The organism is Entomobacter blattae, assembly GCF_014672835.1.
Taxonomy (GTDB): domain Bacteria; phylum Pseudomonadota; class Alphaproteobacteria; order Acetobacterales; family Acetobacteraceae; genus Entomobacter; species Entomobacter blattae.
Genome location: NZ_CP060244.1, coordinates 2,062,449 through 2,086,188, shown reverse-complemented (window position 1 = coordinate 2,086,188; position 23,740 = coordinate 2,062,449). Strand labels below are relative to the sequence as shown.

General features: G+C 44.9%; 21 protein-coding genes and 2 pseudogenes. 13 read left to right on the top strand and 10 right to left on the bottom strand.

The genetic code is table 11. The annotated features are described in order from the left end of the window. Position 1 precedes the first annotated feature (1 nt). The 10 genes from JGUZn3_RS09255 (at position 2) to JGUZn3_RS09210 (ending at position 12,642) form a co-directional block, all read left to right on the top strand. Positions 2-1,204 carry a hypothetical protein gene (locus tag JGUZn3_RS09255; protein ID WP_203413248.1) on the top strand — a complete coding sequence of 401 codons (1,203 nt, stop codon included), beginning with the start codon at positions 2-4 and terminating at the stop codon, positions 1,202-1,204. Positions 1,205-1,377: 173 nt separating this feature from the next. Further along, on the top strand, positions 1,378-2,727 hold the full coding sequence (gene tolB / locus JGUZn3_RS09250) for a Tol-Pal system beta propeller repeat protein TolB (protein WP_408871746.1): 1,350 nt from the start codon (positions 1,378-1,380) through the stop codon (positions 2,725-2,727). 322 nt (positions 2,728-3,049) lie between these two features. Further along, the gene (gene pal / locus JGUZn3_RS09245) at positions 3,050-3,535 is read left to right on the top strand and encodes a peptidoglycan-associated lipoprotein Pal (RefSeq protein ID WP_203413246.1); all 486 of its coding nucleotides are present in this window, start codon (positions 3,050-3,052) and stop codon (positions 3,533-3,535) included. 499 nt (positions 3,536-4,034) lie between these two features. Beyond that, positions 4,035-4,949, top strand: a complete 915-nt coding sequence (locus JGUZn3_RS09240) for a tol-pal system YbgF family protein (protein ID WP_203413245.1) — start codon at positions 4,035-4,037, stop codon at positions 4,947-4,949. A gap of 105 nt (positions 4,950-5,054) precedes the next feature. Next, a complete protein-coding gene (tilS, locus tag JGUZn3_RS09235) occupies positions 5,055-6,374 on the top strand; it encodes a tRNA lysidine(34) synthetase TilS (protein ID WP_203413244.1) in 1,320 nt (439 codons plus the stop codon). 410 nt (positions 6,375-6,784) lie between these two features. Then, positions 6,785-8,710, top strand: a complete 1,926-nt coding sequence (gene ftsH / locus JGUZn3_RS09230; protein WP_203413243.1) for an ATP-dependent zinc metalloprotease FtsH — start codon at positions 6,785-6,787, stop codon at positions 8,708-8,710. A gap of 101 nt (positions 8,711-8,811) precedes the next feature. Continuing rightward, on the top strand, positions 8,812-9,867 hold the full coding sequence (gene folP / locus JGUZn3_RS09225; protein WP_203413242.1) for a dihydropteroate synthase: 1,056 nt from the start codon (positions 8,812-8,814) through the stop codon (positions 9,865-9,867). 59 nt (positions 9,868-9,926) lie between these two features. Beyond that, the gene (glmM, locus tag JGUZn3_RS09220) at positions 9,927-11,318 is read left to right on the top strand and encodes a phosphoglucosamine mutase (protein ID WP_203413241.1); all 1,392 of its coding nucleotides are present in this window, start codon (positions 9,927-9,929) and stop codon (positions 11,316-11,318) included. A 12-nt stretch (positions 11,319-11,330) separates the two neighbouring features. Further along, positions 11,331-12,128 carry a bifunctional hydroxymethylpyrimidine kinase/phosphomethylpyrimidine kinase gene (thiD, locus tag JGUZn3_RS09215; protein WP_203413240.1) on the top strand — a complete coding sequence of 266 codons (798 nt, stop codon included), beginning with the start codon at positions 11,331-11,333 and terminating at the stop codon, positions 12,126-12,128. 178 nt (positions 12,129-12,306) lie between these two features. Further along, a complete protein-coding gene (locus tag JGUZn3_RS09210) occupies positions 12,307-12,642 on the top strand; it encodes a hypothetical protein (RefSeq protein WP_203413239.1) in 336 nt (111 codons plus the stop codon). A gap of 80 nt (positions 12,643-12,722) precedes the next feature. Here the strand turns inward: JGUZn3_RS09210 and JGUZn3_RS09205 are convergent, their stop codons facing one another. Both JGUZn3_RS09205 and JGUZn3_RS09200 read right to left on the bottom strand, forming a co-directional pair. After that, entirely contained in the window at positions 12,723-13,250 is a 528-nt protein-coding gene (locus JGUZn3_RS09205) for a carboxymuconolactone decarboxylase family protein (protein WP_203413238.1), read from the bottom strand. Positions 13,251-13,353: 103 nt separating this feature from the next. Continuing rightward, positions 13,354-13,899, bottom strand: coding sequence for a peroxiredoxin (locus tag JGUZn3_RS09200; protein ID WP_203413237.1), 546 nt, complete (start codon positions 13,897-13,899; stop codon positions 13,354-13,356). Positions 13,900-14,391: 492 nt separating this feature from the next. Between JGUZn3_RS09200 and ykgO the strand changes: the two genes are divergently transcribed. Both ykgO and JGUZn3_RS09190 read left to right on the top strand, forming a co-directional pair. Further along, a complete protein-coding gene (ykgO, locus tag JGUZn3_RS09195; protein ID WP_077807834.1) occupies positions 14,392-14,517 on the top strand; it encodes a type B 50S ribosomal protein L36 in 126 nt (41 codons plus the stop codon). Positions 14,518-14,893: 376 nt separating this feature from the next. After that, the gene (locus JGUZn3_RS09190) at positions 14,894-15,574 is read left to right on the top strand and encodes a tetratricopeptide repeat protein (RefSeq protein ID WP_203413236.1); all 681 of its coding nucleotides are present in this window, start codon (positions 14,894-14,896) and stop codon (positions 15,572-15,574) included. A gap of 25 nt (positions 15,575-15,599) precedes the next feature. On the opposite strand, the gene JGUZn3_RS09185 is transcribed toward JGUZn3_RS09190, so the two are convergent. From JGUZn3_RS09185 to JGUZn3_RS09150, 8 genes and pseudogenes are all read right to left on the bottom strand, one after another. Continuing rightward, the gene (locus JGUZn3_RS09185) at positions 15,600-16,556 is read right to left on the bottom strand and encodes an OmpA family protein (RefSeq protein WP_203413235.1); all 957 of its coding nucleotides are present in this window, start codon (positions 16,554-16,556) and stop codon (positions 15,600-15,602) included. A gap of 8 nt (positions 16,557-16,564) precedes the next feature. After that, on the bottom strand, positions 16,565-17,710 hold the full coding sequence (locus tag JGUZn3_RS09180; protein WP_203413234.1) for a flagellar motor protein MotA: 1,146 nt from the start codon (positions 17,708-17,710) through the stop codon (positions 16,565-16,567). Positions 17,711-17,825: 115 nt separating this feature from the next. Further along, on the bottom strand, positions 17,826-18,803 hold the full coding sequence (locus JGUZn3_RS09175; protein WP_203413233.1) for an OmpA family protein: 978 nt from the start codon (positions 18,801-18,803) through the stop codon (positions 17,826-17,828). A gap of 82 nt (positions 18,804-18,885) precedes the next feature. Next, positions 18,886-19,719 carry an inositol monophosphatase family protein gene (locus JGUZn3_RS09170; protein WP_203413232.1) on the bottom strand — a complete coding sequence of 278 codons (834 nt, stop codon included), beginning with the start codon at positions 19,717-19,719 and terminating at the stop codon, positions 18,886-18,888. 155 nt (positions 19,720-19,874) lie between these two features. Then, positions 19,875-20,441 (bottom strand): elongation factor P, encoded by a 567-nt coding sequence (gene efp / locus JGUZn3_RS09165; protein ID WP_203413231.1) that lies wholly within the window; start codon positions 20,439-20,441, stop codon positions 19,875-19,877. Between the two features lie 250 nt (positions 20,442-20,691). Further along, positions 20,692-20,871 (bottom strand): annotated as a pseudogene (locus tag JGUZn3_RS09160) (uS8 family ribosomal protein); the annotation flags it as partial. 12 nt (positions 20,872-20,883) lie between these two features. Continuing rightward, positions 20,884-20,967: pseudogene (locus JGUZn3_RS09155) on the bottom strand (30S ribosomal protein S14); the annotation flags it as partial. A gap of 342 nt (positions 20,968-21,309) precedes the next feature. Then, on the bottom strand, positions 21,310-22,365 hold the full coding sequence (locus JGUZn3_RS09150) for a lysine-2,3-aminomutase-like protein (protein ID WP_203413230.1): 1,056 nt from the start codon (positions 22,363-22,365) through the stop codon (positions 21,310-21,312). 399 nt (positions 22,366-22,764) lie between these two features. Between JGUZn3_RS09150 and epmA the strand changes: the two genes are divergently transcribed. Further along, positions 22,765-23,712 carry an EF-P lysine aminoacylase EpmA gene (gene epmA, locus JGUZn3_RS09145; protein WP_203414892.1) on the top strand — a complete coding sequence of 316 codons (948 nt, stop codon included), beginning with the start codon at positions 22,765-22,767 and terminating at the stop codon, positions 23,710-23,712. Positions 23,713-23,740: the final 28 nt, after the last annotated feature.

The window sequence follows — 23,740 nt, the reverse complement described above, 5'->3', positions numbered from 1 at the left end:
CGTGATTGTACCCCTTCGTCGCTCCGAGCGAAATGTTCTGCGTAAGTCTACGCTTGTTTCTGTTCTGCTTCATGGTGTGGTCGTCATTATAGCGCTTTTTTTTATTCCCATGCAGGGAAAGATGCCAGAGCCTCCAGCGGAACAAACCATAGAAATGGCTTTTGAAGGCGGTACTGGGGAGATGGCCAAGGCTGACCACCCCGCGGAAAAAGCTGAAACCGGAAAAGCAGAAAACGAAGAAGCTGAGGAGGAATCAGGCTCATCATCTTCCACCTCGCAAAGCCAATCGAGTGCTTCAGCAGAGCCACCACCTCGCCCGGTTACGCCTGTGCCCCCCCAAATGGAAAGCAAGGCACCTTCTGTGCCAACACCTTCCAAATTGGCAGAACCTATAAAGCCTGTGACACCGCTGCCAACTCTTCAGCCGACCAAGCAAAACCCATTGGAAGAGCTCCCCACTCAACTTTCACCAGATGCAGCAGAGCCACAAAAAGTAACCCAACCCAAGACTGCTGAATCCTCGACCGCGGTGAATGCAGTACCAAAAGTGCAACCGTTGACTTCCTCTTCGCAGTCTGTCTCTCCTACAACTGAACTTTCTCAGCTGGAAAGTCTGCCAAAAACGCAAAATCCCGTTCCCATTAAAGCGTCTGAAGCAGGTGAGGGAAAGACCGGTGAGAAAAAGGCTGCGAATGGCAAAGCTCGTGATGGTAAGGAAGAGAAGAACGGTTCTGGAAAAAGTGGTTCGCCTGATACCCATGACCTAATGGCAGCTCTGGACAAAATGTCTGCTGGGTCTGGATCAGGTGGTGGAAAAGGGCGAGGAAGTTCTCATGGGGGGGCTGGTCATGGTCGTGGGGCACGTGGGGGTGGGTCTCCCACTGGTAATATTACGAGCGCTCTTTCTATGGGGCAGCAAAGAACAATAGGAAACTCTGTAAGACGGTGCTATACGGAAGATACGGAGGCCCGTAATTATAGCAGTTTTTCGGCGCAAATGCAGGTTACAGTGGATGAAAATGGCGTAGCAAGACTGGTTAAGTTTCTTCCAGCAACAGTTGCTAAAATGGCGAGCGATCCTCAGTATCGTGCGCAGGCAGAGCGGGCACGTGCAGCGGTTTTAAGCCCGACTTGTTCAAAATTGCCTGTTCCTGAAAAGTTTTTGGGTAAAGTAAGCACACTAAGCTTTGTGTTTAGGCCATAGAGGCAGGAGCTATTATGAAATGTTCAACAGGGTTTTGATATAAAAATGACAGAATTTGTATGTAAATTATTTTCATAAAAAACTACGGTGATAGTGGTAGAAAAGCCAATACTATAGGTTTTGCTGAAATGTTGTTATAATAGGGATTATTTAAAAAAATGGAGCAGAGTTTTATGAAGCCAACCATAACAGATCATGAGGCAGAAGTTTTATCTAAGCTTTTTCTGAAAAGAAGAACGGCGATTGGAGCAGGTTTGGGTGTTGCTGGGTCGATAGCCCTATCACCGTTATTCTCCGCGCACGCACAAGATGATGACTCTGCTCCGGGGGCCTCAGAAATTACCGTTGATAAAGCCCGTTCAGAGCCCATTCCTATTGTTGTACCGTCTTTTGGATCTGGCACGGGGGATCAGATTACAAAAGTCATTACGGATGATTTGAATAATACAGGGCTATTTCGTGTCATCGCTGGGGCTACTCCAGCGGGAGCTACTCCAGATTTCGAATCCTATAAAAATATGGGTGCCAGGGCCTTAGTGACCGGTTCTGCTGCTGGTGGAGGGTCCAGGGTAGAATTTCGGTTATGGGATGTGTTAACGGGGCAGCAAATTCAGGGCACAGCCTTTTCTACTGCCCAGGCCAATTGGCGTCGCATTGCCCATATGATTGGTGATATTATTTATGAACGCATGTTGGGGGAAAAGGGCTATTTTGATACCCGCATTGCCTATATTGCCCGTTCTGGCCCGTTAAAACATCAGGAAACACGTCTAGCCATTATGGATCAGGATGGGGCTAATAATCGTGTTCTCACCAATGGTCGGTGGTTAACCCTGACACCGCGTTTTAGCCCCCATAGAGACCAGTTGGCCTTTATGTCATATGCCAATAATATGCCTAGGGTTTACGTTTATAATTTGTCTACAGGTCGACAGAGAATTTTAGGGCATTTTGAAGGAATTTCTTTTGCACCGCGTTTTTCACCCAGCGGGAGCTCTGTTGTGATGTCTGTTACCCGTGGTGCGGGATCAGACTTATATTCGGTTGATCTAGGTTCTGGAAGGAAGCACCAGCTCACAAGTTCGGGTGCAATCGATACAAGCCCTTGTTATAGCCCAGATGGCTCACAGATTGTTTTTAACTCTGATAGGGGGGGTAAGCCCCAGCTTTACATTATGAGCGCTTCTGGGGGTGGGGCTAGGAGAATTTCTTTTGGCAGTGGAAGTTATGGTTCCCCCGTATGGTCTCCTCGTGGGGATTTGATTGCTTTTACACGAATTGCCCATGGCGGATTTTCCGTAGGAGTCATGGCCCCGGATGGAAGTGGCGAACGTATTCTAACCCAAGGCTATACAGTGGAGAGCCCTACATTTTGCCCCAATGGCAGGGTGTTGGCCTTTTGTCGCCAAGGGGGCGGTGGCTCCAGTGGAATAGGTTGTATCGATATCAGTGGCATGCATGAAAGGCCTATTAGAACAGCTGGGGCTGCTTCTGATCCGGCATGGTCTCCACGAGAGGAATGATCACTCTTAATTGTAAAACTATAAAAAAATTGAATGTAGTTTTTTTGCTATTGTTTGATGTTTTTTTGTAACAGGCAGTATTAAATTATGGTTAATTCTATTTTTTCCTAAAAAAGGTTGTTGCCGGAAAAAAAATCTTATTCATATAGTAAAAACAATGAAATGGAAAACGCACCTTATAATAATCTTTTTTGAGAAATGTTTTACAAAATATTGCTTTTGAAAGATTGTTGCGGGCTGTTAAACTTTTTGCTTCATTTCGCGTTTGACAAAATAGTTTTATAATATCGATGTTTCCAATCTATTTACAGGAAATAATACAATGAATTTGAAATTAGTTGCCGCACTAGGTCTTTCTGTCTTTCTGGTTGCCTGCTCTGACGATGATGCAGACCAAGGCGCCGCAACAGGTATGGGCACAACCTCTGGGCAGAATGCTGGTTCTATCACTCCCGGTACCCAGGCCGATTTGGTTGCCAATGTTGGTGACAGGATCTTCTTTGCTTTTGATAGCAATAACCTTTCCAGCGAAGCTCGTGCTACGCTTGACAGACAATCAGCTTGGCTACAAAAATATTCTGATGTGAACGTTATGATCGCTGGAAACTGCGATGATAGAGGAACAGAAGAATACAACATCGCTCTTGGTTCACGCCGTGCGAATGCTGCTCGTGACTATATTGTTGCCAGAGGGATTTCCCCTGCTCGTATTTCTACTATTTCTTATGGTAAAGACCGCCCAACGGCAACTGGCAGTGGAGAAGAAGTTTGGGCTCAAAACCGTAATGCTATTACCTCAGTTAAGTAAAAACACCTTATTATAGAGCTGTAGAGATAAAACTATAGATTTTGTTAAATTTTGTACAAGGCTGGTCTTTCTGTATCAGAAGGCCGGCCTTGTATGCGTTATAAGGTAAGGTAACAGTGCCCAATTTAGGGTGACCACTGTTGATTCAGGGACTGATCAGTTATTTTACAGCCATCTAGTAGAGTGTCGTTATTCTTTCCCTATCATTGGCTTGATGTCAGGTGATTTGATGCTAGGCTTTTTCCTTCTTCTGGCGCAATGCTCGACCTGAGTGAAAGTACAGCCCTTTGACGGTGATAATGCAGCAGAATGAAAATGTTTTTTATCCGGTACATCGTGTTGGCAAAGATTGTAGGCTTGTTAAATTTTAGCAGGTTGTACCAAAAATAATGTACAGGGTAGAGGTACCATTTGCTATGGAATTTTAATTATTTCTATTTTACCATAGAGCTGGAGTTTTAAATGACAAAGAACTTTACATGACAAAGAACAGAGAGCAATGATGAGCCCCTATTGTAGATTTATACGACCTGCTATGGCAGGGTTCAGGCAGGTTATCTGCCTGGTGGTTATAGCTGGGTGGATGGTGGCCTATTTTGGGACAAGTAAAGGCTATGCCCAGTCGGATACAGATGGCGGCCTTCAAGATCAAGTTTCTGAACTTCGCCAACAGATTACTCAGCTCCAAGGTCAGCTTGCGAGCACCGGCTCTTCCGATGATGACGACGACGATGACCATGCTCGCCGTGCCGGCACTGGGCAGATCCTCACCCAGCTTTTACAGCGTGTCTCAGATCTTGAGCAGCAACAAAGGGAGATGCGCGGGCAATTAGATCAGCTAACGAATGATCTGCAGCAGAAAACAGAGCTGTTGAAGAAACAGATTAGCGATATGAATTTCGCTTCTCAACATGGTGGAGGAGAGGCCTCAACGGTTGCACCAACATCAGGAGAGCTCACCACGGAGAAGCGAGGAGAGGCTACACCATCTTCTGCTGCACAGCATGCCCAACAGGACTCTTCTCCTGCACCTTCGGCCTCGCCTTTGCAAGCTGCTCAGGCTGCTTTATCAAAACGCGATTATTCTTTGGCCCAAGGCTATGCCGAGCAATCTCTCTCCAGTGCTCATACGGCTTCTACCCAGGCAGAGTCGTATTATCTTCTTGGTCGTGCCCATTCCGGCATGAAAGATTATGGGCAAGCTGCAGTGGCCTATTATCATGCTTATCAAAAATCTCCTCGTTCATCAAAAGGCCAGCATGCTCTTTTAGGGGTCAGCTTAGCTATGTTAGCTGACGGAAAGAAAAAAGAGGCTTGTCAAGCTGCCGAAAAATTAAAGAGTGAGTTTCCTTCACCAGAAGCAAACGTTAAAGCAGCCTTAGTTTCTGTAAAAAAACGAGCGGGTTGTTCATAATCTTATGGTGTTTATGAAATCTTATGGTGTTTATGAAATCTTATGGTGTTTATGAATAGTGTTATGAAGGTCTGGGGACAATGAGCAGCAGACAGTTGGACAAGAGTGCTGGCGCTAAGTAATAAAGAATTCTTTACGCTTATTGAGCCTTTGGGGCCTTGGGGAGAAGATAAGGAAACTGGTGCCCCTATTATGGTGGCAGTTTCAGGGGGGGCAGATAGCCTTGCCCTCGCATTTTTATGCCGGCAATGGCGAAAAAACGTTATGGGGCTTACAGTCGACCATGGCCTAAGATCCACTTCTGCCGAGGAAGCCTCTCTGACCAAAAAACGTTTGGCCGCATTTGGAATGCCCTGTGAGATTATCACTCTTTCTTCTTTATTCCCTGGTAGCTCCCTTGCTGAAAGAGCCCGCACGGCACGGTACGAGGTTTTGGTGCAAAGCTGCATACGTTATGGCGCAGTAGATCTTCTTGTTGCCCATCATGCCTCAGACCAAGCAGAAACCGTTGCATTAAGAGAACAGGCGAACAGTGATAGGGCTGGCCTTGCTGGCATGGCCCTTATTAGGGAAACCGCTCCTGTAAGGATTGTTAGACCTTTGCTTGATGTGCCTGCTGAGAGGCTTAAGCAACGCCTGATCGAAGAAAATCTATCATGGGTAGAAGATCCTTCTAATAAGGACTTGAAGTCCAGGCGGGTTCAAGTCAGGTACAATTTGGGAAAAAATAAGACCCTGGGAAAAGAATCTTACTTGCTTTTAAGGAAAGCTCGGACAGCAGGCCAAGAAAGGATGGAGAATGAAAAGGTGCGCGCCAGGATTCTTTCCACTCAAGGTGGTACCCTTTATTCTGAAGGATATGGGTTTATTCCAGAGGGTTTTGCAGACATTTATTCTCTAAGAGAATTATTGCGGGTTATCGGTGGAAAAAGATATGCCCCAAGTTTGAAATCCGTTTCTGCCTTGCTGCCTTTGAGAGAGGCCACTCTTTCTGGTGTAAGAATAGTGAAGAGTAGAAAAAAAAACCAGCATGGGTGGTTTTTGTTGAGGGAGCTTTCTGCCATACAAGATGTTCACCATCTTTTGGCAAGGGAAAGTCAATCAGCCTTGCCTTTTTTGCCTTTTTTACAGTGGGATAATCGTTTTGCTGTCTATCTCCCCAATGAAGTATTTGGTCAGGGATTAATCCTGAAAAAATTGGGAGAAGAAGCCGCTCGTTTCAAATTTTTCTATGGAAGGAAAAATAAGCGCCTTCCTTACCCCATGGCTGTGTTGAGGGCTTTGCCAGCACTGTTTACAGCTCAGGATGAGCTTGTTGGAATACCAAATTTAATTTATGACAATTGCAAAACTTTTCTCCATTTTCAGATTTATTTTCAGACTCATCAGCCTGTTCTGAAAGGGGAAAAATTTATTCATCCTTAAAAAGCGTCTTCTTTTGTGTTTTCATCAGATATTCCTGCCAATGACAAGTGTGCATCACCATTCGTCCAACGGGAATGCGCATTATCCATTAGATATCAGCTTTCAGCCAGATCTTCTGAGAAGCAAGATAAAGACTTTATTTTTTCTTGTTGCACTTCACCATACGGAAACATCGGAGAAAAGTGCAGGGAAATCCATTTTTTAAGACGGAGCAAAGAAAATTAAAGCACTTTGCCTTAAGTTTCTCACAATACCAGGGTAGGCTTGCGATTAAAGTCAATAAAAGCCGGGTTATAGGGTGGGAAAACAGAATAGGCTTTCCTATCTATTAGGAAATAGGCTTTAATATAAAATAACATCAGTTTTTGATAATTAAGAGTTTTATCTCAGCGAGTGGAACAAAGAGTATAATGAACAATTTTGGTCGCAACTTGGCCTTATGGGTCGTCATCATCGTTATGCTGGTGGTTCTTTTCAATGTATTCCAGCCAGGGGGTGGCCAGCATCAGTCGCAGCAGCTGGCCTATTCTGATTTTATCAGTAAGGTCGATGGGGATACAGTGCAGTCTGTCACTATTCAAGAACATACTGTGAGTGGCAAGCTTAAGGATGGTACTGCATTTGAAACTTACGTACCAGATGATTCCCAACTTATTTCTCGCCTTGGTCAGCACGGTGTGCATATTACAGCCAAGCCAGTGGATACAGAGGGGAATTCGTTTTTACGCTATCTCCTGAACTGGGCTCCCATTCTGTTAGTTGTTGGGGCATGGATTTTTATTATGCGCCAGATGCAGGCAGGCGGCGGCAAAGCCATGGGGTTTGGTAAATCCCGTGCGAAAATGCTGACTGAAAAACATGGCCGTGTCACATTTGATGATGTAGCCGGTATTGATGAGGCCAAAGGCGAATTACAGGAAATTGTTGAGTTTTTACGTGACCCTCAAAAATTTCAGCGCCTGGGGGGGAAAATTCCTAAAGGAGTTCTATTGGTTGGCCCTCCTGGAACGGGTAAAACCTTATTGGCACGTGCGATTGCTGGTGAGGCGAATGTTCCATTTTTCTCTATCTCTGGGTCAGATTTTGTTGAAATGTTTGTAGGGGTAGGGGCCTCCCGCGTAAGAGACATGTTTGAGCAGGGAAAAAAGGCCGCACCGTGCATTATCTTTATTGATGAGATCGACGCCGTTGGCCGCCATAGGGGTGCAGGCCTTGGTGGTGGTAATGACGAGCGCGAGCAAACATTAAACCAGATGCTTGTTGAAATGGACGGGTTTGAAAGTAATGAAGGGGTAATTCTCATTGCAGCAACCAACCGCCCCGATGTTCTTGATCCTGCCTTGTTAAGGCCTGGACGGTTTGATCGGCAGGTTGTTGTACCTAATCCTGATGTTATGGGACGTGAAAAAATTCTGCGGGTGCATATGCGCAAAGTGCCACTGGCATCTGATGTAGACCCAAAGGTTATTGCCCGGGGCACTCCTGGTTTCTCAGGGGCTGAGTTGGCCAATCTGGTTAATGAGGCTGCTTTAATTGCCGCTCGCCGTGGGAAGCGGACTGTCGCCATGCGTGAGCTTGAAGATGCCAAGGATAAGGTCATGATGGGGGCTGAGCGTCGTTCTCTTATCATGAGTGATGAAGAAAAACGTATGACGGCCTATCATGAAGGGGGTCATGCTCTCTGTGCCATCTTTACCCCGCATTGTGATCCTGTTCATAAAGCCACGATTATCCCTCGTGGTGGTGCCCTTGGGATGGTGATGAGCTTACCTGAAGGAGATCGGTACTCCAAAAGCAAGGCTAAATGCCTTGCGGAACTTACCCTCGCTATGGGCGGACGAGCTGCTGAAGAAATTATTTTTGGATCAGAAAATGTTTCTAATGGAGCTTCTGGTGATATTAAGATGGCTACAGACCTGGCACGTAAAATGATTACAGAATGGGGAATGAGTAGCAAACTAGGGATGATCGCCTATGGAGATGGTAATCACGAGGTTTTCCTTGGCCATTCCATGTCTCAAGGGAATAGTATTTCTGAGGATACAGCCCGAGAAATTGATAAGGAAATCAAAGAAATTATTGACGCAGCTTATCAACGAGCCCACGGTTTGTTGGTTGAACATATTGATGATCTGCATCGACTGGCAAAAGGGCTTTTGGAGTATGAGACCCTCTCGCTTGATGAAATAAGAACAGTACTGCGTGGTGAGCCTGTTGAACGCAATGTGGTGGATGAACCTGCACCTGAGAATAAAAGGGCTTCTGTTCCTTCAACTTCTCTGCCAAAACCGGCAAGCCTTGGTGAGGGATCCAGCCAGGCCCCGCAGATGGGTTAGTTAGCCTTACGAATAAAAACTATGTTATAGAAAAGGGGAGCTCAGTCTCCTCTTTTTTTATGGATAAAATGGCATGATTTTTTTAGAAATTGAGAAATAAAATGTATTATGCAGAGCCCCATTATGTAGAGCCCTTGGGGGTTATAAGCGGGGCAGAAGCCATTCAGTTGAGGCAAGCCGGTAAGGCGTTGCCATTGTTTGGAAAAGAAGCAGAGGCTTTTACCTTTGTAAGGGTGTGGGATGAAGCGCATTCTCAACAAGAAAACTCTTCCTCCTTGCTTTACCCTGTAGAGGGCATTCCCCCACAATTCATGTCCTCTGTAACCCCTTTAACGGTATGTCCCCCTATGGTGGGACTAGGCCCAGGTTTACAGATCATGGGGATACTCAATATGACACCAGATAGTTTCAGTGATGGGAGCTCTTATATAAAAAGAGAAGATGCCATTAAGGCTGCCATGGATATGGTAGAGCAGGGGGCAGCAATTATAGATGTTGGCGGGGAGAGTACCCGCCCAGGAGCAAGGGAGATTTCCGTTCAAGAAGAGTTGGAGCGTATTCTCCCTATAATACGTTATCTGGTTGCCCAAAAAATTCCAATTTCAGTGGATACGCGGCATGCTGAGGTTATGGATATTGTGTTGAAAGAAGGGGTCTTCCTGATTAATGATGTATCGGGCTTAACATTTGACCCCCAGGCTGCTTCGGTTGTGGCAAAACATAAGGCAAGGGTTATTTTAATGCATATGCGGGGTACTCCACAAACTATGATGAATTATACGAGTTATTCATGCTCTCCGGTGTATCATGTCGCTCAATCACTGGCTTTATTAGTTAAGAAAGCGCTTTTTTCAGGTATTCCAAAGGAGAATATCATGCTAGACCCTGGTATAGGGTTTGCCAAAACACCCCAGCAGGACTTTTCAATATTGAAGCATTTATCAATGTTGGGATCTTTGGGGATGCGCCTAGTTTTAGGGGTATCACGGAAAAAATTTATAGGCTCTGTTGTGCCAAAAACCATTGCAGCTGAGAGAGATTATGGTACACTCGCGGCGTGTTTTCCGGCTTTATCATTGCAGCACACCATTTTGCGTGTTCATAATGTTAGGGCTTTGCATCAGGCAGTTGCGGTCTGGCGCGGTATGAATGGTTGAAAAGCAGGCAGAAAATATTGGCTAAAGCTAGGGTAATCTTCGGTAAGGGGTAAAAGATTATGAGTACGGCAAGAAAATATTTTGGAACAGATGGTGTCCGTGGTACGGCGAATATTCACCCCATGACAATAGAGATAGCCCAAAAATTGGGGCAAGCAGCGGGTGTTTATTTTGCTGGTAACAATAAGGCCAGAAAACATCGCGTTTTAATAGGAAAAGATACACGCCTTTCAGGCTATATGATAGAAACAGCCTTAACAGCAGGATTTCTTTCAACAGGTATGGAAGTCACTTTGGTTGGGCCAATGCCCACTCCAGCGATTGCCATGCTAACCCGCTCTTTACGGGCTGACTTGGGGGTCATGATTTCTGCCTCCCATAACCCTTATGCAGATAATGGCATAAAGCTTTTTGGCCCCAATGGCTTTAAGCTTTCAGATGCCACCGAGGCAGAGATTGAAGCCCTGATGCAAGAAGACCTTACAGGCAAATTAGCCCAACCCGAATCAATAGGGCAGGCCGTTAGGATGGGGGATGCTGCTGGCCGCTATATTGAAAGTGTCAAATCTTCTTTTCCTCGTGGGTTAAGGCTAGATGGCTTGAAGATCGTTATTGATTGTGCCAATGGTGCAGCCTACAAGGTGGCTCCTACGGCCTTGTGGGAATTAGGGGCAGAAATTATTAAAATTGGCTGCGATCCCAATGGTACAAACATCAATAAGGAATGTGGCTCTACCTTCCCACAAACCTTATGTAAAGCAGTCGTTGAACATAAGGCGCATATTGGCATAGCACTAGATGGCGATGCTGACCGCATTTTGGTTTCCGATGAAAAAGGCCAGCTTATTGATGGTGATCAGCTCTTGGGGCTTATCGCTTGTTTTTGGAAGAAGCGTGGGCAATTGGCTGAAGATGTCGTAGTGGCAACCGTAATGTCTAATATGGGTTTGGAAAGATATTTAAAAACACTGGGTATAAAGCTTGTTCGTACCCCCGTGGGGGATAGGTATGTTTCTGAAACAATAAGGCAAATCGGAACTAACCTTGGGGGTGAGCAGTCTGGTCATATTGTTATGTCAGATTTTGCTACGACCGGAGATGGTCTGTTAGCTGCCTTGCAAATTCTGGCGGTGGTGGTTCGCAGTAAAGCGCCAGTGAGTGAAATATGTAATGTTTTTAGGCCTTTTCCGCAAAAACTGCACAATATCCGCTTTTCAGGTTCTAATCCGCTAGAAAATCCAAAAGTTCAGGCCAAAGCAGAGGAAATGAGCAAAAATTTGGGCAATAAAGGGCGGATCCTTTTAAGAAAAAGCGGGACAGAGCCGGTGATTCGGATCATGGTTGAAGCTGAGGATCGTGCCCTGGTGGAAGAGAGTGTTCAGACTATGATTGAGGTTATAGAGCAAGAAATACCCACCATTCACCAAGCGGTGAAAACATCAGCACTCTGAGAGGGGAGAATAATGAGGGGGCGTGTGCTTGTTATTGCGGGGAGTGATAGTGGCGGTGGAGCAGGCATTCAGGCAGACATCAAAACCATTACTATGCTCAATGGGTATGCTGCTACGGCCCTTACGGCCTTAACTGCGCAAAACACGCTTGGTGTTCAGGAGGTATTTCCTGTTCCACCAACATTTGTGAAACGTCAGCTTCTCTCAGTTTTAGATGATATTGGTGCTGATGCTATTAAGATTGGGATGCTCCACTCCGTTGAGATTGTCGAAGTGGTGGCTAAAACCCTTTCGCAAACCCTATATTCTTCTATTCCCCTGATTATTGATCCAGTCATGCAGGCCAAAGGAGGAGATGCCCTTTTACAAAAAGAGGCTTTGGAGAGGTTTTGTAACCTGTTGTTAACTCGTGCCTTTTTGCTGACCCCGAATATCCCAGAAGCAGAGATCCTTGTTGGGTTTTCTATCAAAACGCCAGATGATATGAAACAAGCCGCTCTTAGGCTGCATGAAAGGGGAGTCAAGCGCGTTTTGGTTAAGGGGGGGCACTTGGCAGGAGATCATTTAGTAGATCTCCTTCTGACAGAAGAGGGTATTGTTGAATTTACGGGAGAACGTATCCCTTCACGCCATACTCATGGAACTGGCTGCACATTGGCAAGTGCCATATCAATAGGATTGGCGCAAGGGTTATCGGTTACAGAGGCAGTAAAAAGAGCGCGTACCTACCTTATAAAAGCCCTTAAGACTGCACCTGGGTATGGAGCAGGAGCAGGTCCAATTAATCATAGCATAACAATAGAAGGATAGGGTTATCATTTCAGCTCTGTTTTTTTACAATTCTCTTATTATTGTTAATTTTTTATAATGAAATAAATGTGTTAAGAAGGTATAAATCAAAGAGAGCGTTCTTAATTGATCTATATCAATTGCTAAAATGGTAAAATGAACTGCCATTTAAACTTATTTGCGAAAGCAACAAATAACAATGGAAAACTATATTATTAAAGATGACAAAGATCAGGTTCTAGCGAAAGCAGACTCTGTCACTGATGCCGTTATGAAATGTGTGGCCATTAAATATACCAATATTATTACAGCGGTATTTTGCATTAATTATAACACAAAGACCGTGGTTCTTTCGGCTGTGGATAAAGACGGTAACCGAAAAAATCTATTTAGCGTTAACATGAAAAAACTGGCTGATAAGAAAAATATGACTGAAGATGAAATTATTGAACAGTCGCTTCGTATGTTTAATGATTTTAATAAAAAAGGCTGGAATGGAAGCATTGGTTATTTATTTAACTGCAAAATTGTCTAATCTGACGGTCCCATTTAATTTTGCATAAAACATCCCTGATTTTTTGATCAGGGATGTCAGCGTTATTTTCCCATAAAAGATTATGCCTTGGCATCTTCATATTCTAATGTAACAGCTACAGCATGAACTGTTGCAGCAATACGAATGGCTGTTTGAACTTGTTCTTGGGTAATACCTTCTTTTCTTACGGTTTTTTCGTGACTTTCCATGCACATTCCACATCCATTCACAGCAGAAACAGCTAGGCACCATAATTCAAAGTCTACTTTTTCGGCACCCGGGTTGCCGATAATATTCATTCTGAGTTTAGCGGGCATTTTGCCATATTCGCCCCCGACAAGGTGCACAAAACGATAATAGATATTATTCATTCCCATAATCGCAGCAGCCCCTTCACAGGCCTGTAAGGCTTCGTTTGAAAGCTTATCGGCAAATTCTGCCTTAAGGGCTTGAGTTAGCTTGTTATTTCTTGAGGCAATAGCACTGGCAATAAAGGTACCAGCTAATTGTTGGGGGCTTAAGGATGGATCAGTGGCAAGGGAGCTGAGATTAAGGCGTAAATCTTTCGCATAATCAGGGAGGACATCTTTCAGAGCTTCTAAGGACATGGTGTGTTTCCTTTAAGGGGTGTGGGATATTGAGTAAAAAAAGGCCTGCCACGAAGGGCAGGCTCGGCAAAATATAGAATAAGGGGGGGTGCGTTTCTTTATTTTACGAAACCTGAATGAAGTTATCACCTTTATTCCAGTTACATGGGCAAAGCTCATCGCTTTGTAGAGCATCCAGAATACGGATTATTTCTTGAGGATTACGGCCGACAGACATATCATTGACGCTGACATGACGGATAATGCCTTCTGGATCTACAATAAAGGTAGCCCGAAGAGCAACCCCACCTTCTGGAGAAAGAACACCGGTTGATTGGGAAAGCTCACGCTTAATATCAGAAAGCATGGGAATTTGAAGGTGTTTTAGGTCTTCGTGGTGAAGGCGCCAATTGGTATGAACAAACTCATTATCGATAGAAACACCGTAGACGACAGCATCACGGTCTGCAAAATCTTTGTTGAGCTTGCCAAAAGCGACAATTTCAGTTGGGCAGACAAAGGTAAAGTCTTTGGGCCAGAAGAAAACAACTTTCCATTTTCCAGGGTTGCTTTGATCTGTAATTTGGACAAACTCACCTTTAAGGCCGGCATCGCCAGCTGGAACAGCTGTGAGATCAAAGCTTGGGAACTTATCACCGATCGTTAACATGGGTGAAACCTTTCATGAAATTAAAAATAAAATTAAACAACCCTGAGAGATGACGCCTTATTGATATCGTGTTACGATAAATTTTTATAATAAAGCGTTCGTTTTATAGGGTATATCATATTTACGGCGTGATTTTACCAATGGATTATAATTTTTATCATGATAAAAATTATTTATGAAGGCTAGAGTAAAGATTTTTAAAGACAAAGATGTTCAACATTTTGCATAGACCTTCTGAGTAGGGAGAGGATCCATTAAGTGTATTACAGCTTTTACATTAAAATAGGGAATGATGCCGTAGAGAACAAGTGGTGAGAACGGTCTGTCTTTCTGACATAATTGTATTTTCTGGCATAATTGAAAGCCTTTTGCTCGTTTTAAACGTTTTTGTTGACTTTTCTTGAGATTTAGGCCATCTGGTATCAGCAATTATAAAGAGTCGCCTTATAGGCAGCTTTGGGGCTATTGTTTTTATTTTAAGGGAGCTTCGTCATGAAAATCAGGAATAGCCTTAAATCGGCTAAAGTCCGTGACAAAGACTGCCGTGTCGTTCGCCGCCATGGACGTGTCTATGTTATTAATAAGAAAAACCCCCGCATGAAAGCGCGTCAGGGCTAATAGCCTAGGGTTAAGCCCTGCTGGGAAGAAGGCTTGGGAGTATTGGCCTCTTTTTTAGATAGAGTATAGCAAAAGGCGGTGTTGAAAAGCATTCGCTTTTTTGTTATATGCAGCAGGTTTTTTGCTCTTCTTTTGAAGGATATTATACTTTATCGTTAGTAGTGGCGCTAAATAACTTCACCAAGAGCGAATTCTCGCCATGGTGAGCCTCCCATCAGGGAAAAGGTAGGCTGTTTGTGGATGTCCATATCTTTTCTTGTCCTGATTCTGTATAAGACCCTGGATATTGATAAACCTCTGAATATTGTTAGTTTTTTTGGATCTGTAGACATCAGGATGGGTATTTTTCGTCTGAGCAAAACAATAAAGAGATAGAATGTTTAAGCCTTTAAAGCTGTATTGGCTCTTAGTTGTGGCGTTTTATCCGCTTAATGCTTCCTCTTCCTTGAAGGCTCAAGAAAGAAGGGAAGGAGGGGGTGTTCCCATTTTGATTTCAGCAAATTCTGCAAAAAATGAAAAGGGCCATATTTCTGATGGTGAGCAGGGAACAAAAGATAAAAATGCCGAGGCTCTTTTACTAAAACAGTTATCTGAACTCGCCCGTTTATTGGCCAGAACCCACCATTCTCAAGATGCTATAAAAATTGAGCAGGAAATGGAGCTTTTAAGGCAGGGCGCCCTTCATCCTATGGCTAAGGCCTTGTTACGGTCTGCTGTAAGAAACATGGAGGCCCATAAGTTTTCTGCTGCTATGGATGACTTAAATAGCGCACTTCTTCTTCAGCCTGATACGGCTTTACTCTATCGACAACGCGCACAACTTTATTCAGCCGGTAGCCAAAGCGAGCTGGCCTTGGTTGATCTGGCCAGGTCTATTCACCTGGATGGAAATGATGTCGCAGCCTGGGACCTCCTCTCTACAGTAGAAGAGCAGAAGGGAGATATGATGGCCGCTTATAAAGCCTGGAAGCATGTTCTAGCCTTAAGCCCTGCTCATGAAGAGGCGAAATCTCGTTTGCAGAGCCTCCATACCAAGGCCTTTGGCCAAGCTCTTTAGGAGTGATTTTCACTTAACATGGTTACTATCGGCTGGTTAGCCTGAATTCGATTCGTCGATTTTTAGCGAATGCGTCGGGTGTAGACTCTTGATGAATAGGTTGAAACTCTGCAAAACCCGTTGCGGCCAAATGCGCAGGGTTAACGCCATTCTGTATAAGAAGTTTAACCACAGTAATGGCACGTGCCGTAGACAGCTCCCAGTTGGAGGGATAGGTGGAATGAATAGGTTGTCGATCAGCGTGGCCATCCACCCTTAAAATCCACGGGATAGTCGGGGGAATATGTTTTGCAGTTTCTGTTAAGGTGTGGGCGAGTGTTGCAATAACTTTTTGACCTTCTGGTGAAAGTTCAGCAGTGCCAGGAGGAAAAAGAATCTCACTTTGAAAAATAAACCGATCATCAATAACGCCAAGCCCACTTTGATTTTTAAGCTGCTCTTTTAAATGGGCGTAAAATTCGTTGCGAATCCCTAGAAGGGGAGAATTTTGTGCCGCCATGGTGGCATTAAGCTTTTTTGTAAGGGAGGCAATGGTGGTCGTACTTTGCTCAAGCTCTCGATGAGTAGCAGTTAACGTGGCTTGGGCCTGTGCCTGACTGGCCTGGAGAGTTGAAAGTTGGGCTTGCGTGGCTTCAAAAGTTGAATGTATGGCAGTGAGTTGCTGAGTTAGAGACTGGTTTTGCTCTTTTAAAGCCTCAATCTGGTGGGTATCGCTGAATAGGGCCTGGCTTTGCTGTTCTATCTGTTGGGAAAGGGCAAGGCTTTTCTTTTGGGCCTCAAGAACCTGCTGAAGTAAGGTTTGCCTATCGTTGGTGAGGGTACGAAGGTTGCGCTCCTTATTTGTGACTACTATTGAAAGTAAAACCTGTCCAATAACAAAAACAAGCAGCACAAAGGTTACAACCATTAATAAGGTTGAAAGAGCATCGACATATCCTGGCCAGGCATGGGTTTCAAGAGATGTTTTTTTTCTGCGTGCCATGAGAAACCTTATGGAGTTGAGCTCTTATGAAGAGAATCAAGGGCCAGGGTTAAAGCCTTGGTTTGTAAGCGTATTTCTGCTTGGATCTCCTGGCTTGTCTCTTTTTGGCTGCTCGTCATATAATGGAGAAGAGTGTCAAGCTGGGCACTGAGCGTGGCCAAGGTAAGGGGTGAAGAAGGGGGCGTATGGCCTGTCTCTTCAGTAGGAAACGGGGGAGTCTGTTGCAGGGTATTGAGGACATGTTGCTGGATAATGGCATTTTGTTGCGTAATTTGAACAACATTTTCCATAGTATGGGTAAGGGAGAGCACGTTTTTTTGTATCTCGAAAAGGAGCCTGGTGTTCTGTAGCCTGTCTTGCTCGATATGGTGAAGAAGGGTGGTAAGATTTCCGAGTTGCTCGCTGGACTGCTCCAATAAGGCTTGGATATAATGGGGTGAACCCTGCAAGGAGGAGGTATTATGAATATTTTCTTCTTGTTGGAAAAGGGCAACCTGATCTTCGAGCATGTTGAAAAAACGGTTTTGAGCATGGCCAACGGTTAGGTCTGTAAAACCAACCAGCAAAGCTCCAGCCAATCCAAACATGGAGCCAGAAAAGGCTGTACCCATACCATAAAGGGGCTTGGCCAAACCGGATTTAAGATGCGTAAACATGGTGGAAATATTTTCCACCTCAAGGGATAAATTGTTGATCACCTCTGAAATGGAAGAAACGGTCAGGATTAGCCCGTAGAACGTTCCCAAGAGTCCAAGGAAAATCAGTAGCCCTGTAAGGTAGCGGCTGGTTTCACGTCTTTCATCAAGCCGGATGGAGATGCTCTCCATTGCATTTTGAAGCATTTCAACGGAGGTCGGCGTATTGGAGAGCAGCCTTTCCAGAAGGAAATAAAGAGGTGTTAGAAAGGCGGAGGTAGGTCTGTTGATTTTTCTGTCCTTTAGGGAAGTAAAAACCCATTTTGTTGCCGGTAAAAGCTGTAGAACGAGAATAAGATTACGGACACATCCAAATATTAGTAAACAGAGGATTAAGCCATTCAGGATTGGGTTGTTGAAAAAGGCCGTGACAAGGGTGCCATGCAACAACCAACCTACAAGAGCAGTACAAATCAGCAGCACAAGAATGCGTAAAGCATAAAAAACAGAAAAAGGCATTTTAGTCCAAACAAAAAATTCCAGATTCCCTTCTTGTAAAAGATGCCACAGCTAACTGCAAGGTTTAGAAAATGCCATGCAGTTAGAAAATAGAAAGGGAAATAACGAAGTTTGGCTAAGGAGTTGTTTTGTGTTGTGGCGTTGATTGTGGTATGGGCAAGGTTGCATTCCGGGTCAGGGAAGTTGGAGCGTTTTCCTTCTGTTCATTGGCCATGGGGGTGGTTCTGGTAATTTCAACACGGTCTGCAGCTTGGGTTTGGCTCTCAATAGCGGGCAGTCCCACAGCTCGGACATAAATATGTGTGGTTGCAATGCCGGCATTGGCCAGAACTGCACGAACGGCAAGCCCTCTAGCAAAGGCTGTACGCCTCGGTGTAGAAAGGTCTGTGGGTACACCGCTACTAAAGGCTGTAACCACTATCCTGGCCCCTTCATGCTGTAGCGAATCCTTAGCATAATTTTGTATGGCATGGATCATAAAGGGGGCTAAGGTTGTCGCTTTGGGCTGGAATACAATCGTAAAACCGCCTTTTGTGCCTGGGGTTGTGTTTGGCGTATGGGTAATAGACCCCTTTGCTTCCTTATCGGGTTTGGGCATGGCCGGTAAGGGTTCAGGATGGAGGGGAACATTAATAACGGGTGCCGTAAAAACAGGGAGGGGAGGGGCTGCTGTTGGAACGGCGGGAATAACAGTGGCCGCAGGGTGTCCATCAGGGGGGGAAGTATTTTTTGTATTTCGTGCGCTAGCGGGGGGAACAGTCGTATTAATGGCAGGAACAACAGTCTTGGAAGATGAGGAAGATTTCCTGCGTATTTTGGATGAAGAGGCTTTTCTTGAAGAATTTTTACCAGAAGAGGAGGGGGTATGAGTAGAACCTACAGGCTTTGCTGGTGCAGGGCCTAGAGAGTCTAGTGCCCCTTGGTTAACACTGACTTGGGCGTGGGCTGTACTGTAAAAAAAAGGGCCGATGATCCCAAGCGCAAGCCAACCACAGACATACCCAGCTCCAGAGAGAAGAGAGAAGCATTGTTTTTTATCTTTTTGTCTTCCTAGTGGAGATAGATGCAAGCTGGGCAAAAACAATACGGGCATAAATATAAAGTCTCTCCACAGGAAAATAGGGGAATAGCCGTCTAAAATTACACTCTGAATACCGCTTTTCTACAAGGCTAGACTAGTATGATGAGGTGGATTTTTTGATGGTTGAAAGCAAAAGGGCATGTAAATGTGGATTGGCGGCAACAATATGAAGGGCAGACTCCATACTCATTTTATCCTCTCCTGCTATGGTTGTGGTATAGCCTCCTGCTTCACGCACCAGCAAAATACCGGCTGCGCAGTCCCATGGTTTGAGGTTATATTCCCAAAAGCCATCAAAACGGCCGGCTGCAGTCCAGGCGAGGTCAAGGGCAGCAGAACCAAAACGGCGTATCCCTGCCACATTGGGCATAAGAGTTGTGAGAATATCCATAAAGGGTTTACGGTATTCAGCAGGAGTGGTTGCAAAGGGGATGCCAGTTGCAAAAAGAGCCTCTATCATATTGCGGCGGTTAGAAACCCGTAAACGCCGCTCATTGAGAAAAGCACCTATCCCTTTTTCTGCCCAGAACATTTCATTAGCCACTGGGTTGTAAACAAGACCTGAAACCAGCTCTGTCTGGGTGCTGGAAATTCTTTTTTCCAGTGCAATGGATATAGCCCATTGTGGAACACCATGTAGGAAGTTGGAAGTTCCATCTAGTGGGTCAACAATCCAGCGCCAGTCCCAGTTTTCAGCACCGCTTTTCCCACTTTCCTCCATCAGAAAAGCATAGCCAGGACGAACACGGGAGAGCTCCTCCTTAATTGTTGCCTCAGCTTTAAGGTCTGCTTGGGAGACGAAGTCTCCCGGCCCTTTAATGCTGACTTGCAAAAGCTCCACCTCGTTAAAATCCCTTAGCAGGCGGCGGCCCGCTTTTAGAGCTGTGTTTTGCATCACGGTCATAGTTGGAGAAAGGCGCACAGCCATTTTGGGGTTTTCCTCATTATGAGAATGGTGAAGCTCTGGCCCTATCTAGCCCTCATTGGAAAGGGCAGACAGGAAGAAGCAGAAACAGACAAATGACAGAATTATGCCAGCGTTTGGCTTTTCTTATAGTAAAAGCCAAACAGGGAAGAATATCTTTAGTCCTTGGCGCGCTCAACATAGGAAGCGTCTTCGGTGCGAACAACAACACGTTCACCAGCTTCAATAAAGGGTGGAACCATAACCTTAACCCCATTGGAGAGTTTGGCAGGTTTGTAAGAGGAACTTGCCGTCTGCCCTTTGACCACAGGGTCTGCCTCTACAATCTCCAGGGTAACCTGTGGAGGAATATGAACGGCTACAGGGTCGCCATCGACAAGGTCAACCTCAACGGCCATATTGTCTTGCAGGAAAGGAAGAAGATCACCCAGAAGCTCGGTCGGAAGCATAACCTGTTCAAAACTTTCAGGGTCCATCAGCACGAGGTTATCTCCATCAGTGTAGGAATAGGTATAGTCTTTTTGCTCAGTCATCAGGCGTTCAACAGTGTCAGCAGTCCGCCAGCGTTCATTGGTTTTATTACCGCTTTTTAGGTCACGCATTTCCACTTGGATAAAAGCGCCCCCTTTCCCTGGGGTAATAATCTGCTGTTTAAGAACTGTCCAACGCCGACCGTTATGTTCAATAACCTGGCCAGCACGGATCAGATTTGCCTGTTGTTTCATTAGTCGCCTATTTCTATGGTTGTAAGTGAATAAGATATGTCTATAAACGCTGTTTTATACCTGTAAAGGGGCATTTGGGCAAGAAAAACTCGAGTTATAAAAAGCGCTAATGAAAGAGATTATAGTGGTTATGGGGAGGGATTTTTTACCATCCTTTAAAGAAAGCGTAATAGCTTACTGGTCTCGGAGACACCCTGAGTCGAGAATGTCATGAGGTTTAAGCCCCATACTGATGTGGGGAGGTCCATTGCTGAGAAATCCCTGCTCTTATTTCCTCGACAGTATAGCCACGAATATAACCTTCACGACGAAGGGCCTCAAGAACATTTGCACGCAATTTTGAAGAAGGCGCAACACACACAGTATGCCGAGCACGTTGTGCATTTCGGATACGAGTCATCATATCCCCCAATGGATCGGAAAGTGCCATGATATAATACCCTTACCAGCTTGACTTTACCAAGCCTGGAATTTGGCCAGATGATGCCAAATCCCTAAGCGCTACACGACACAAACCAAATTTTCGGTCTGTATATGGTAGAAACATTATAGCATTATACGGTAGCAAAGGGTTCTATACCTTATTAAAGGCGGTGGCACGTCTAAGGTATTATTAAGCTCATCGTCGGTGAGTAAGCCATGATTGAGCCCCACCTTTTCACGACGAAAACAAAAACGGCAATATAAGGAGCAGAATCTTCTCTGGAGAGATCCTAGAGATATCGAAGATGAGAATGTTGGTCTATGGAAGTTTGAAGGGAGTTTTTCTCTTACAAAAAGGTGCAGGATTAAAAGTTTTAGGGGTGTTTATCTCTTAATATTGATTACTTTATGGGTTCACCCCCCCCTTCTTTAAGGGGACCATTCCCTATAGGGGAATTGTGTGGGGCTTGCCTTGGGGGTCAGTTATTTCCAGAAAGGGTGATGCGTTGGTTTCATGACACGGTTGATGTGTAATATAATTGGGGCCTAAAGGAACCTTACCATACCCTCCTGGAATATCTAGCACATAGGTGGGCCATGCCAAACCGGTTACTTTTCCCCTTAATTGCTTTAACAAGGCTAAACCTTCAGAGATGGGGACATGAAAATGTTGGGTTCCAGGGGCGTGGTCAAGTTGGTGTAAATAATAAGGCTTGATCCGATTGGCGACCATTGTTTTAAAAAGTGTTTCTAAGGCAGCAGCACTATTATTAATTCCGTTCAGCAGCACTGTTTGTCCAAAAAGGGGAAGACCACACTGGGCAAGCTTTTTAATGGCTTGACAGGCTTCAGCGCCCATTTCTGCAGCGTGGTTTATGTGGATTCCCACCCAGAGAGCCTTTGGGTAGTTTTTGAGATATTCTAGTAAAGAGGGGGTAATGGTTTCCGGCATCGCAATAGGAACACGGGTATGTATTCTTATTGTGGTAATATGAGGTAGCGCTTCCAATCGCTCAAGGATCATTTTTAATCGGCGAAAGGAGAGCATAAGAGGGTCACCGCCGGTAAGAATAATTTCTGAAATATCGGAGTGGCTGGCAATCCATTCCAAGGCATTATCAAGCTCATCATCGGTGAGCAAGCCATGGTTGGGCCCCACCTTTTCACGACGAAAACAAAAACGGCAATATAAGGGGCAGATATGAATAGGTTTAAGAAGGGCTCTGTCCTTATAGCGGTGAACAATACCTGGTAGGGGCGAAAATCTTTCATCTCCTATTGGGTCGGTAGCTTCTTGTGGTGTCCGTAAGAGCTCCTGAGCTGAAGGGACAACCTGCTGGGCAATAACGTCTCCGGCTGAGGTGATCTGTTTTTGGATTGTAGGGGGAATACCAATGGCATAATGTTGATAAACCTGTTCAATTTTAGGCAAATCCGCCTGGTCGATAAGGCCCGCTGAGAGAAGCTGCTGTGGGGTATGGATATTTTTGTGAGAGGGCATAAATTCTATCGCTGCCAGGAGTGTCAAGATTAAGATAATCGGGGGTGTAAAGGTAAAATAATAAAGTGCTAACACAAAGTGCTGATTTTGAAGTGTTATTATAAAAAAATATCCAGACTCTGCAAAGGAATTATGAAAAGCAAAGCCCCATTGCCTACATCATCTGTTGTTTAACGTATTGAATAAGAGGTTCCCTTATTGGTAGGCTCTCTGGAGATTTATTGGATAATTATAGTGCTCCTGGCCTTTTGCTTCTGGATTAAGAAGGAATTAAACGGGGTTTTCTGCAACTTTTCAGAGAGGTAACGACTTTAAGTGAAAGAACAAACTGGGCCCAAAAGGGATAGTCTGGCACTTTCTCCCATTGGGAAGCGGTTACAGGCAGACCGATTATTTTTAATGAAGCGGATGGAATTGGTAAGGCGAACCCGTCGTTTTTTTGAAGAGAGAGCGTATTGGGAGGTAGATACAAAGTGCCTTGTACCCGTCCCTGGGGAGGAAGTCCATCTTCATCCTCTGCACTGTCATACCCTTGATGCCTACGGACAGACGAGTTCGCTATTTTTACATACGAGCCCAGAATTTGCGATGAAAAAAATTATGGCTGCTTTTCATCATCCTATTTTTCAGCTTGCCCATGTTTGGCGTAATAAGGAAGGAAGCCAAACCCATAGCGTTGAATTTAGTATGTTGGAATGGTACCGCCCTTATGCTTCTCTGGAGAATTTGATGGATGAGACAGAAGAATACGTTAAGGCCATGCTTCCGCCCCAAATTTCATACTCTTCTTATAATGTGGATCTGCAAAAACCTTTTCGGCGCATAACCATGCAGGAAGCCTTTGTTACTTTTGCTGGAATAGATTTGCTTTCTTGTGGGGAGGATGCCCAGGCTCTTGCCCAGGCAGCGCACACCGTTTTACGAGATCATGAAACTTGGGAAGATCTTTTTTTTCGCCTTATGTTAGAGCGTGTTGAACCGGCCCTTGCGCAGCTGGGGCCGTGCTTTCTGACGCATTGGCCAGCTGCCCAGGCTGCTCTTGCACGAAGAAGCAGCCAGGATAGCCGAGTGGCTTTACGGTTTGAACTTTATATAGCAGGAATAGAACTTGCGAACGCCTTTGAGGAACTAACCGATGCTGTTGAGCAAAGGGAAAGATTTTTACAGGATAGAAAAACCAGACAATTGCTCTACGGGAATGAAGAGGACTATAAATCCTGGCCATTAGATACAGAATTATTGGAATCCTTACCCACTATGCCGCCATGTTCTGGCATAGCCCTTGGCTTTGATAGGTTGGTGATGTTGGCTTGCAAGGCCTCTTCTATCACTAAGGTTCAGTGGTAGGCAATCATGTCAAAAAATATGAAATGAG

Excerpts from the sequence above, each read along its gene's own strand:
- JGUZn3_RS09185 (WP_203413235.1), bottom strand. The coding sequence starts at position 16,556 with ATGGCACGCAGAAAAAAAACATCTCTTGAAACCCATGCCTGGCCAGGA.
- pal (WP_203413246.1), top strand. The coding sequence starts at position 3,050 with ATGAATTTGAAATTAGTTGCCGCACTAGGTCTTTCTGTCTTTCTGGTT.
- ftsH (WP_203413243.1), top strand. The coding sequence starts at position 6,785 with ATGAACAATTTTGGTCGCAACTTGGCCTTATGGGTCGTCATCATCGTT.
- glmM (WP_203413241.1), top strand. The coding sequence starts at position 9,927 with ATGAGTACGGCAAGAAAATATTTTGGAACAGATGGTGTCCGTGGTACG.
- efp (WP_203413231.1), bottom strand. The coding sequence starts at position 20,441 with ATGAAACAACAGGCAAATCTGATCCGTGCTGGCCAGGTTATTGAACAT.
- JGUZn3_RS09150 (WP_203413230.1), bottom strand. The coding sequence starts at position 22,365 with ATGCCCTCTCACAAAAATATCCATACCCCACAGCAGCTTCTCTCAGCG.
- JGUZn3_RS09205 (WP_203413238.1), bottom strand. The coding sequence starts at position 13,250 with ATGTCCTTAGAAGCTCTGAAAGATGTCCTCCCTGATTATGCGAAAGAT.
- tolB (WP_408871746.1), top strand. The coding sequence starts at position 1,378 with ATGAAGCCAACCATAACAGATCATGAGGCAGAAGTTTTATCTAAGCTT.
- thiD (WP_203413240.1), top strand. The coding sequence starts at position 11,331 with ATGAGGGGGCGTGTGCTTGTTATTGCGGGGAGTGATAGTGGCGGTGGA.
- JGUZn3_RS09210 (WP_203413239.1), top strand. The coding sequence starts at position 12,307 with ATGGAAAACTATATTATTAAAGATGACAAAGATCAGGTTCTAGCGAAA.
- ykgO (WP_077807834.1), top strand. The coding sequence starts at position 14,392 with ATGAAAATCAGGAATAGCCTTAAATCGGCTAAAGTCCGTGACAAAGAC.
- JGUZn3_RS09180 (WP_203413234.1), bottom strand. The coding sequence starts at position 17,710 with ATGCCTTTTTCTGTTTTTTATGCTTTACGCATTCTTGTGCTGCTGATT.
- JGUZn3_RS09170 (WP_203413232.1), bottom strand. The coding sequence starts at position 19,719 with ATGGCTGTGCGCCTTTCTCCAACTATGACCGTGATGCAAAACACAGCT.
- epmA (WP_203414892.1), top strand. The coding sequence starts at position 22,765 with ATGAAGCGGATGGAATTGGTAAGGCGAACCCGTCGTTTTTTTGAAGAG.
- JGUZn3_RS09200 (WP_203413237.1), bottom strand. The coding sequence starts at position 13,899 with ATGTTAACGATCGGTGATAAGTTCCCAAGCTTTGATCTCACAGCTGTT.
- folP (WP_203413242.1), top strand. The coding sequence starts at position 8,812 with ATGTATTATGCAGAGCCCCATTATGTAGAGCCCTTGGGGGTTATAAGC.
- JGUZn3_RS09175 (WP_203413233.1), bottom strand. The coding sequence starts at position 18,803 with ATGCCCGTATTGTTTTTGCCCAGCTTGCATCTATCTCCACTAGGAAGA.
- JGUZn3_RS09240 (WP_203413245.1), top strand. The coding sequence starts at position 4,035 with ATGATGAGCCCCTATTGTAGATTTATACGACCTGCTATGGCAGGGTTC.
- JGUZn3_RS09190 (WP_203413236.1), top strand. The coding sequence starts at position 14,894 with ATGTTTAAGCCTTTAAAGCTGTATTGGCTCTTAGTTGTGGCGTTTTAT.